Origin of the sequence: Mesorhizobium sp. M1A.F.Ca.IN.020.04.1.1, assembly GCF_003997315.1 — a bacterium.
Classification (GTDB): domain Bacteria; phylum Pseudomonadota; class Alphaproteobacteria; order Rhizobiales; family Rhizobiaceae; genus Mesorhizobium.
The window spans coordinates 1-5,502 of sequence record NZ_RZSN01000261.1 but is presented as its reverse complement, the minus strand read 5'-3'; the positions used below and the strand labels follow the sequence as shown (position 1 = coordinate 5,502).

Annotated in this window: 7 protein-coding genes; 3 read left to right on the top strand and 4 right to left on the bottom strand. The window is 62.2% G+C overall.

Features of this window, described 5'->3' with window-relative positions:
- Positions 1-233 precede the first annotated feature (233 nt).
- A complete protein-coding gene (locus EOA49_RS29855; RefSeq protein WP_067000849.1) occupies positions 234-575 on the top strand; it encodes a peptidase inhibitor family I36 protein in 342 nt (113 codons plus the stop codon).
- Positions 576-718: 143 nt separating this feature from the next.
- Here the strand turns inward: EOA49_RS29855 and EOA49_RS29845 are convergent, their stop codons facing one another.
- On the bottom strand, positions 719-1,657 hold the full coding sequence (locus EOA49_RS29845; protein ID WP_348626902.1) for a GlxA family transcriptional regulator: 939 nt from the start codon (positions 1,655-1,657) through the stop codon (positions 719-721).
- Positions 1,658-1,945: 288 nt separating this feature from the next.
- Between EOA49_RS29845 and EOA49_RS32910 the strand changes: the two genes are divergently transcribed.
- A complete protein-coding gene (locus EOA49_RS32910) occupies positions 1,946-2,212 on the top strand; it encodes a hypothetical protein (protein ID WP_164746637.1) in 267 nt (88 codons plus the stop codon).
- 254 nt (positions 2,213-2,466) lie between these two features.
- On the opposite strand, the gene EOA49_RS29835 is transcribed toward EOA49_RS32910, so the two are convergent.
- Complete coding sequence (locus tag EOA49_RS29835) at positions 2,467-2,652, bottom strand: hypothetical protein (RefSeq protein WP_066999640.1); 186 nt, start codon at positions 2,650-2,652, stop codon at positions 2,467-2,469.
- A 220-nt stretch (positions 2,653-2,872) separates the two neighbouring features.
- On the opposite strand from EOA49_RS29835, the gene EOA49_RS29830 reads away from it, so the two are divergent.
- Positions 2,873-3,772 carry a LysR substrate-binding domain-containing protein gene (locus tag EOA49_RS29830; RefSeq protein ID WP_066999645.1) on the top strand — a complete coding sequence of 300 codons (900 nt, stop codon included), beginning with the start codon at positions 2,873-2,875 and terminating at the stop codon, positions 3,770-3,772.
- Between the two features lies 1 nt (position 3,773).
- On the opposite strand, the gene EOA49_RS29825 is transcribed toward EOA49_RS29830, so the two are convergent.
- Both EOA49_RS29825 and EOA49_RS29820 read right to left on the bottom strand, forming a co-directional pair.
- Positions 3,774-4,733 carry an alpha/beta hydrolase gene (locus EOA49_RS29825; RefSeq protein ID WP_127239521.1) on the bottom strand — a complete coding sequence of 320 codons (960 nt, stop codon included), beginning with the start codon at positions 4,731-4,733 and terminating at the stop codon, positions 3,774-3,776.
- Positions 4,734-4,964: 231 nt separating this feature from the next.
- On the bottom strand, positions 4,965-5,150 hold the full coding sequence (locus EOA49_RS29820; RefSeq protein ID WP_067329623.1) for a hypothetical protein: 186 nt from the start codon (positions 5,148-5,150) through the stop codon (positions 4,965-4,967).
- Between the last annotated feature and the right edge of the window lie 352 nt (positions 5,151-5,502).

Genomic DNA, 5,502 nt, shown 5'->3' with positions numbered 1-5,502 from the left:
GGGCGGCAGAAGAGGGGGCTCACCCGCCGGTCGTGCTTGCCGACGACAGGCCGGCCGCCGATTGCCTGGCCGGTGAGAAGATGTGGCGCAACCGCGGCTGGATGATGGATAGCCGGTGACGGTCGGCAAGCTCCGCCGGAGCGGGGTTCGGACTTGCTTCCTCGTGTGGCACAATGGCAAAATGTGATCGGGCCCGCGCCATCGCGCAACGCGATGAAATGAGGAAACATTGCATGAAACGTTTGGTCATCCTGGCGGCGCTTGCGTCGACAATATTTGCCGGAAGCGCCAGCGCCCAATTTTACGGCGAGGCCGCCTGCGTGCTGTTCGAGAATGCGAACTTCCGCGGACGCTCGCTTGCAATGGGTCCTGACGACGCCGTCAATTTCCGGGGCGGCTTCTGGAACGACCGCGTTTCCTCGGTGCTGGTGCGGCGGGGCTGTACGCTCGTCGCCTATGAGAATGCAGGAAGGCGCGGCCGCTCGATCGAGCTCAACCGCAGGGTCCGCGATTTCGGAGGTTCCGGCTGGAACGACCGCATCTCGTCCGCGGAGTGCTATTGCGACCGATATTGAGCTGGTCGAACCTGCCAGCGGTCATAACGCAACGCTCAAAAACAGCCCGGAATTCTCGGCGCTGAAGGCGCAGTTGACCGAAGACATCCGCATTGAGGCGATACGGACCGCACAGCCGCCGTAGGTTTTCGTAGCCTTGTCGCTTAGGCGGCCAGCAACTGCTTGCGGTCTACGCGCTCCTGCTGCGGCGAGCGGGCATAGAGCTCGCGGTAGCATTTGGAGAAGTGCGAGGCCGAGACGAAACCGCAGGCGACAGCCACTTCCACCACGGGCAGCGACGACTGGATGAGCAAATGCCTGGCGCGGTCGAGCCGGATCTCGAGATAATAGCGGGCAGGCGAGCGGCCCATCTCGGTGCGGAAGAGGCGCTCGATCTGCCGGCGCGACAGATCGACATGGTCGGCGATCTCGATCAGCGACAGCGGCTCGGAGAGGTTCGCCTCCATCAATTCAATGATGGTCAGCACCTTGGAATTCTGCACACCGAGACGGGCGCGCAGCGGCAGGCGCTGGCGATCCGTCGGGCTGCGCACGCGGTCGGTCAGCACCTGCTCGCAGACGCGGTTGACGAGGCTTTCGTCGAAGTCGTCGCCGATCAGCTTCAGCATCATGTCGAGCGCCGCGGTGCCGCCTGCGCAGGTGTAGACATTCTGGTCGATCTCGAAGAGGTCGGCGAAGACATTGGCCTTGGGAAAGGCCTCCGAGAAGCCCGGCAGGTTTTCCCAATGGATGGCGCAGCGCTTGTTGGAGAGCAGGCCCGCAGCCGCCAGGATGTGCGCGCCGGTGCACAGGCCGCCCACGGCGACGCCACGGTTGTATTCCTCGCGCAGCCAGGCGAAGGCCGACTTGTTATGATAGCGCTCGACATTCATGCCGCTGCAAACGATCGCCATGTTCGGGCGGTCCGGCCCGGCCATCTTCCTGCGCTCTTCCTCGAGCGAGGTGTTGACGGCGCATTCGACGCCGTTCGAGGCGCGCACGGGCTTGCCGTCGATACTGGTCAGGCGCCAGCTATAGGCCTCGTAGCCGAGCATCCGGTTGGCCGAGCGGAGCGGGTCGAGCGCCGTTGCGAAGGCGATCATGGTGAAGTCGGGGATGAGGAAGAACACAAACGATCTCTTGATCGGGTGCTTGACGGCATTCACGGGAAACCTCACGCGGCCATGACGCGAACAGAATGTCGCTAATAGCATAGCGACATCAGGAAAAATCATTCCTGTCAATCGGCTAGACGGCTAAGCGACGATTAAATTTGCGACACGGGTCGCAAATGGGCAATCGTCGATGGCGCGAGACCGAAGGTTGCTACTTCAGGTTCCAACGAATGCGCCGTCAGAAGAAAAACGCCGCCACGGCGGAGCCGGGCGACGTTGAATTTCATTCAGCGCGACGGCAACCAGGTGCCGTTCGAAACTGCTGTGTCAGGCAACGAAGCCGAGGCGAGCGGCAGCCATGGCGCCGGTCTGGCCGGGCATGGTCTTGGCAAGACGCTGACGCTCAAGAGCGGTCGTCATGTTCATTTCGCGACGGGGGAACAGGCGGGCAAACAGCTTCATCATCATCTCCATTTGGTTGCTCAGACGGGTCGCCTTCGCTTAATGGAGTGGGGCAGCTCGTTTTTGCTGGCGGTGATATAGGCCTGCTCCAGCCAAAACTAAATCGCAAAAACGAAGCGCTTGTTATGAAAAGCGACATCCCATGCGACTTTTTTGAGCTCTGCGCTCGAAATTTACTATTAGTTACAGCGCTTTAACTCGAAACGGACGTCGCTATGCGAGTGCTTCATATGCGTCATGCGACGGCCGCATGGCTGGAAAAGTCATTTGAGTACAAACAAAAGGGCCTGCCGGTCTGACACGCGGCAGGCCCTTAGCACGTGATGCACACTTATTTACTTGGCTCCGGCCCAGGTTCCCACGCCGTAGCGCAATCCAGTCTTGGCATCGGCGGCTTCCGGCCAGCCGATATCCTTCTGCAGTTCGATCGGCAGCGCATGGATTGCGCGTTCGGTCTGGTAGCGAGCGCGGGCGGCACTGAATTCGGTCGCGAGCCGACCGATAGACGACAGGATAGACATTTTCTTTCTCCTCGATTCGGGCAGGGAGGCGCCCGGCAATTGGTTACGTCAGGTCTGTTTCAGCTTCATTTCATGTCGAGTGCAGGCCTGTATCATGGTCGTTCGATGGCTGCTTTTGGCAGCATCCTGCATCGATCGAGTTGACTATGCGCTCGAAGTGATGTTCAATCAAACGAAATGGAATGATCATTTGCATCAGAAAAATTGAAGGCAAGCTCCGATGAACGCCCCACTCAACCATCCTTTGCCGCTGCTCGATCTCGACGTGCTGCGCACCTTCGTGGCGATCGCCGAGACCGGCAGCTTCACCACCGCCGCGAATGCGGTCTTCCGCACCCCCTCGGCCGTCTCCATGCAGATCAAGAAGCTCGAAGACATTCTCGGCCGTTCCGTCTTCGCGCGCGACGCGCGCTCGGTGACGCTGACCACGGACGGCGAGATGCTTCTCGGCTATGCCCGGCGGCTTTTGTCGATCAACCGCGAAGTGGTGTCGAAGTTCATCATTCCCGACATTGTCGGTGTGGTCAGGCTTGGCTCCCCGGACGACTATGGCGAGCGCGTGCTGCCCCACGTGTTGAAGCGCTTCGCGCAATCGCATCCGTCGATCGCCGTCGACGTCACCATCGACCAGAGCGTCAATCTGCGCCGCCGCATGGACGACCGTGCGCTCGACATCACGTTGCTCACCAATTCCTACAAGACCAGCGCGGTCGGCGCCGAGGTGCTGCTAACCGAGCCGATCGTCTGGGCCGGCGCCAAGGGCGGCTGCGCGCATCTGCGCGAACCGCTGCCGGTTTCGCTTTGGGAAGAAGGCTGCGCCTGGCGGGCCGGCGCCCTGGAAGCGCTCGGCCGGGAAGGCCGCAACTACCGCATCGCCTATATGAGCGCTCATACCGCCGGCCAGCGCGCCGCCATCATGGCCGACCTTGCCGTCGCGCCGCTGCCGAAGTCCTTCCTCGGCGACGAGATGGTTTCGCTGGGCGCGAAGGACGGCATGCCCGATATCGGCACCTACAATCTCGCCATGGTGGTGGCACCCGATGCCAGCGCGCCGGTGAAGGCGGTTGCCGACCACATCCGCGCGACCTTCGAACTGTTCCGGGAAACCGGCAAGTTCTGAGCTATTCGGCCGCCGGCGCAGGTCGCGCCGCATAAGTGGTTCGGCGTGATGCATGGGCTCGCTGCGGTAGGATCTCGGCTGTGAGGAAGTCGACGATGCTGTCACGTGCGCGCCGCGCTTCCGGCATATCGATCAGCGGCCAGACGTGGAACATGCCTTCCTCGTAGACGACCTCGACCTCGATTCCTGCGGCGCGCGCCCGTTCGGCGAAGATCAGATTGTCGGGGCTGAGCAGGTCGCGCGAGCCGGTGAGCAGCAGCGTCTTCGGCAGCACCGAGAGATCGCCGTAGAGCGGGCTGATGTGCCAGTCGGAGCGGTCGATGCCGGCGCTGTAGAGCCGGATCGCCTCGAGCCCGCCGGGGATGCCCAGCCAGGGGTCGTTGCGTTCGGCTTCGAACACTTCCGGATTGGACAAGGACATATCGAGGCCGGGCGAGATTAGCACGTGGCGCGCCGGCGAGGGCAGGCCTTCCTCGGCGGCCATCATGGTGAGCACGACTGCCATGTTGCCGCCGGCGGAATCGCCCATGAAGACGATGTTCTCGGCATTGGTCTCTTGCAGCATGCGCCGGTATACGTCGCCGACCATGCCGAACATGTCATGGAAATTGTACTCCGGCGCGATCGGATAGATCGGCACGGTGATGCCGAAGCCCAGCCGCTCCGCCATCTCGGCAATCAGCACCCAGTGATAGGACGTGATCTGAAAGACGAAGGCGCCGCCATGCAAATAGAGGATACGCCGGCGCTCGCCCGATTTCGGTGCGATCTCATAGACGGGGAAACCATCGACGCTGGTCTCCGCGATATCCAGCCGCGCCTTCAGAAGGGCCGGCGGATGATAGTCTTCGGTCTTGCGGGCGTAGGCGATCCAGCGCTGCAGATTTTCGGGACTGGAAAAGGCCTTCTTGCGGCTGTGCCTGAGAATGAACGAAACGACGTGGCTTTTCAAACTGGGCATACGGAACACGGATCGGTCGAGCCGACTAAGAGAAATTCCCCCTGCTATGCGAAGATTGTAGCTCGGTTAAAAATGTCAAGGTTCGCAGCGGGCACATCGGCGTGATGCGACAGCGGTCGCGTCAACGGCGCCCTGGCAGCAGCGCGGCGCGCAACTTGTTGTCGCCGATCGCCGAGGCCGCTTGCCGGCCTCGGCGCTTGCCGAGCAGCTTACATTTGTCGGCGAAGGTCATCAGCGGGCGGTGCCCAGGAGCAGCGCGTGCAGGGCTGCCTGCGGGTCGCTGGGCGGCGAAGCCGGCCAGCCGATATCCTTCTGGACATGCACGGGCAGGTCGTTGAGCGCGCGGATCGCTTTGCTCCGGGCATGAGCCTGCCTGATGGTCACGCCGAAGCGGCCGAGGTTATCGAACATCGACATAGTGGGTTCCTCCGGAAGGTCGCGCCGGCTCGAAGACATTTCGCGCCAGCCCTTCGATGGCGTGCTAAATGCGCCCGGCATGTTTCCGGCGGATTTCACGAAAACAGCGTTCCGGTTTCCGGATCGATGGATCCGGAAACATTTGCATGCATACGAACCAAAGAGAGGCGTCGGGCGAAGGGGACCTATTCGCGCCCACGCCGCGCCGCCCGTTCTTCGCGCGAGCGCCGGCGCGGGGTGGCGTCTCCTGCGGCGCCGTCCTCGCCGACCGTCTTGCGCGGCGGCAGCTTCACTGCGGCCGCGAGCTTCGGGAAAGGGTCGACCTTGTTCGGCAGCGCCATGGCGTAGACGA

What these genes read in the sequence shown, in the direction of transcription:
- EOA49_RS29825 (WP_127239521.1), bottom strand. Translation starts at nt 4,733, where the DNA reads ATGCCCAGTTTGAAAAGCCACGTCGTTTCGTTCATTCTCAGGCACAGC.
- EOA49_RS29835 (WP_066999640.1), bottom strand. Translation starts at nt 2,652, where the DNA reads ATGTCTATCCTGTCGTCTATCGGTCGGCTCGCGACCGAATTCAGTGCC.
- EOA49_RS29855 (WP_067000849.1), top strand. Translation starts at nt 234, where the DNA reads ATGAAACGTTTGGTCATCCTGGCGGCGCTTGCGTCGACAATATTTGCC.
- EOA49_RS29845 (WP_348626902.1), bottom strand. Translation starts at nt 1,657, where the DNA reads ATGATCGCCTTCGCAACGGCGCTCGACCCGCTCCGCTCGGCCAACCGG.
- EOA49_RS29820 (WP_067329623.1), bottom strand. Translation starts at nt 5,150, where the DNA reads ATGTCGATGTTCGATAACCTCGGCCGCTTCGGCGTGACCATCAGGCAG.
- EOA49_RS29830 (WP_066999645.1), top strand. Translation starts at nt 2,873, where the DNA reads ATGAACGCCCCACTCAACCATCCTTTGCCGCTGCTCGATCTCGACGTG.